The 1,872-nt window shown below is 34.9% G+C and carries 3 protein-coding genes; all 3 read right to left on the bottom strand.

The features are described from left to right. Nucleotides 1-48 precede the first annotated feature (48 nt). Genes ABE048_RS13290 through ABE048_RS13280 form a run of 3 tightly spaced genes read right to left on the bottom strand, consistent with a single transcriptional unit; the run spans nt 49 to nt 1,723 of the window. Entirely contained in the window at nt 49-396 is a 348-nt protein-coding gene (locus ABE048_RS13290; protein WP_430311739.1) for a YrdB family protein, read from the bottom strand. Between the two features lie 19 nt (nt 397-415). Next, a complete protein-coding gene (locus tag ABE048_RS13285) occupies nt 416-997 on the bottom strand; it encodes a WHG domain-containing protein (protein ID WP_430311738.1) in 582 nt (193 codons plus the stop codon). Nucleotides 998-1,009: 12 nt separating this feature from the next. Then, nucleotides 1,010-1,723: an MBL fold metallo-hydrolase gene (locus ABE048_RS13280; RefSeq protein WP_430311737.1), complete on the bottom strand. Its 714-nt coding sequence runs from the start codon at nt 1,721-1,723 to the stop codon at nt 1,010-1,012. Nucleotides 1,724-1,872 lie beyond the last annotated feature (149 nt).

Genomic DNA, 1,872 nt, shown 5'->3' with positions numbered 1-1,872 from the left:
GTGTTGAAATGTTTGTATTTGTATTTAATAACCGAAAATTGATTCGCTTTAAGAATGCCAATAAAAAAGTAATACTCTGTTAATAATAAAGATTCCTCCGTAAATAAATGCAACTTGCGTTTTTTCTAAACGAATAAGCAAAACTACAGGTAGTAAAAAAATGACTAATTCTAGTAGTAGATGTACAAATGGTGGCAGTGGAAAATTAGCCTGTGGAGAACCAAATAATGCCCAAATAAATGCAACAGCAATAGGAATGATAATGCTAAGTATTCCTTTGCCAAGAGGGGTAGTTCCCATCCGATATCCACAGTAGCCATATAGAGTAAGACCAACAAGCTCTAGAATAAAACGTAATCCTATATTCAACATTTCAAGTATGCTGAGAAAGCCCATATTCATGCCCTCTTTCCATTTAGTCTGTTGTACTTCGGGCTACAGAATGAATCCCTTCGATAAAGGTATTGATCAAAATAGAAAGACTATCATCAAGATTTAAAGGGATTCCAAATCCGCCCATTTGTTCAATCGACGTAAATCCATGTAAAATACTCCTTAATCCTCTCACCATATGAATAGCCATATCTTGTTGTAAATGATAAAATTCGAAAACTTGAAGAACTAGATCAACTATCATTTTTTGAGCCTGCTGTAATTCTATATCCTCAGAATGAGTAAATCGATTGGTAGCATCGTAAAGCCCAGGATGTACTCTTACAAATTGAACATATGATTTGCTAATTGAACGAATAGCCTCATCACCAGATTTTCCTATCGCAGCCTTCATCATGTATTGATGAAGTTTATGAAGACCTTGAATGGCTAGCGCTTGTTTCAATTCTGAAAGACTATTTACATGGTTATATAGCGAAGGCGGACGAATATTCAATTCCTTAGCCAATAGACTGATAGATAATTGATCCAATCCTTTTTCGTCAATTAGTTCAACTGCCTTTTGAAGTACAATATTGGAATCTAAATTCATACGTGGAGACATTTTCTTCACATCCTATTTAATCTGTAGTAATCGCGAAGCCTCATCAATAGCTTCACTCATCATTTTTATTGGTTGTTCAATCATTACGCCATGACCAACAGCTAGTAATCTTGGATTAAGGTTCACAAGTTTTTTGGCACTATCAATTGCAGCTTCCTTATCCCAAGTAGCGAGCGCAGGAAATGGAAATAAGGGTTTTAGAACTCCTGAAACAGCTATTCCTCCTCTTATTTGAAAAGCATCCCCAGCGATTAAATGGCCATTACGAGTATCCAACAATGCAATAGAACCTGGCGTATGACCTGGAGCAGTAACAACCTCGAGCGAACCGATAAGATTGCCATCTTTCAACAAAATATCCGGCTTGGTTTGAATTTTCTTTGGAATTCCTCCACGAATTGGAGAAGATGGCTCATCATCCAAAAGTGTTGTATCTCCTTTTAGCAAAAGTGCATCCCGTGCTGAGATACTTACTTGAACGTTTGGTAGTAAAGCTTTTAATGCATCTAAGGAACCTACATGATCATTGTGAGCATGCGTCAGAACAATGTTCGAAATAGGCTTTCCAATCTTTTGTGCGACTTTTATAATGCTTTTTGCACTATAAGGGAGCGCTGCATCAATGAGTGTAAGACGATCTGTCTCTTCAATCAAATAACAATTCACAGGAAATAATCGAGGCATAAAAGATAGCTGATATATATAATCATTTTTCGTGATTATCATTTTTCTACTCCTCCAAAACTAATATTAATTGTTTTTTAACTAATGGTATTAGTTTACACTAATCAAAATGAATTTGATAGCTAAAATAGGAAAAATTAACATAAATAAAATAATTTAAACAATTTTATTATGCAAAATTCATATGAAAT

The sequence above is a fragment of the Rummeliibacillus pycnus genome (assembly GCF_050459865.1).
GTDB lineage: Bacteria > Bacillota > Bacilli > Bacillales_A > Planococcaceae > Rummeliibacillus > Rummeliibacillus pycnus_B.
Note: the sequence above shows the minus strand (reverse complement) of the source record. Positions and strands in the feature narration are given on the sequence as shown.

What these genes read in the sequence shown, in the direction of transcription:
- ABE048_RS13290 (WP_430311739.1), bottom strand. Translation starts at nt 396, where the DNA reads ATGGGCTTTCTCAGCATACTTGAAATGTTGAATATAGGATTACGTTTT.
- ABE048_RS13285 (WP_430311738.1), bottom strand. Translation starts at nt 997, where the DNA reads ATGTCTCCACGTATGAATTTAGATTCCAATATTGTACTTCAAAAGGCA.
- ABE048_RS13280 (WP_430311737.1), bottom strand. Translation starts at nt 1,723, where the DNA reads ATGATAATCACGAAAAATGATTATATATATCAGCTATCTTTTATGCCT.